Origin of the sequence: Odoribacter sp. Z80, from assembly GCF_009935865.1 — a bacterium.
Classification (GTDB): Bacteria; Bacteroidota; Bacteroidia; order Bacteroidales; family Marinifilaceae; genus Odoribacter.
The window spans coordinates 1-1,156 of sequence record NZ_QWEL01000008.1 but is presented as its reverse complement, the minus strand read 5'-3'; the positions used below and the strand labels follow the sequence as shown (position 1 = coordinate 1,156).

1 protein-coding gene and 1 pseudogene are annotated in these 1,156 nt (G+C 35.7%); both read left to right on the top strand.

The window, feature by feature from the left end:
- On the top strand, nucleotides 1-339 hold a 339-nt coding region (locus D1136_RS07890; RefSeq protein WP_161877096.1), incomplete at its 5' end, for a JAB domain-containing protein.
- Nucleotides 340-692: 353 nt separating this feature from the next.
- Nucleotides 693-1,156: pseudogene (locus D1136_RS07885) on the top strand (leucine-rich repeat domain-containing protein); the annotation flags it as partial.

The window sequence follows — 1,156 nt, the reverse complement described above, 5'->3', positions numbered from 1 at the left end:
GCTTTTAATGATGATACGCTGGAATACAAGGAATACTTTAAACTGGTCTTACTCAATGGAGCAAATAAGGTTTTAGGCATTACTACGATTTCAGAGGGAGGAATGGACGGTACGGTAGTCGATGTACGGCTAATCATGCAGACTGCATTATTGGCACATAGTTCAAGCATTATACTGGCACATAACCATCCATCAGGACAATTAAAACCAAGTTCTCAGGATGATAGGATTACAAAGAAAATAAAGGAAGCTGCTAAGTTGATGGATATTAGAATACAAGACCATCTGATTGTTACAGGGGATAATTATTATAGTTATGCGGATGAAGGAAGATTGTAAGATTGTTTACTTTTGCCTTACAGCTACTCCGATGAACGTTTGTTGAATGTTGAATTATAACTATATTTGTGACGTTGTTAACAATAACAACGAACATATTTTTATAAGAAGCGTTTAGTTTATCCTTTACGAAAAAACGACCAATTTTTTAGCACAAAAGGATAGACGGTTACAAACGTTCATACTTGCCATATATGTTATTCATATATTCGGTCGAGTGTGGAGTAGCTGTTTATTTTTGTGCGGGTGCTTGGTCGTACCTTTCGTAAGATAAACTGGTTAGCCTCCACACTTCTTTTTTATTACAAAATTACCTTTCAGGGGGCTTTTCAAGGTGCTAAATAATTATTAATATGAGAAAACTATTTTATTTGTTCATGGTAGCAATGTGTGCTACTATGTTTACAGCATGTTCAAAAGATGATGACAAAGACCCATTGGATGATAATGGAGGTAATGGGGCGAAAGAAGGGATGATTACAATGATTGCAGAGAACGATGAGATTGGGGTGGATATTGAAACTTTTAATGAAGGGGATATTATTACTATAGATTGGGGGGATGGAACTGTGGAAGAATTTAAAAGTGTTGAAATATATGACGATTGGGATGAAGATGGCGAAGATGAAATCCATTATGTACTAAGTATAGATTCCTACGTTGAGCATGAATACTCCAATCGAAATCCCCACATTGTTACGATTAAGGGGAAAATTAAATATTTGGACTGTGAGGACAATAACCTGACTTCATTAGATGTGAGTGGATGTACGGCATTGACAAAATTGGACTGTAGTTATAATAACCTGACTTTATT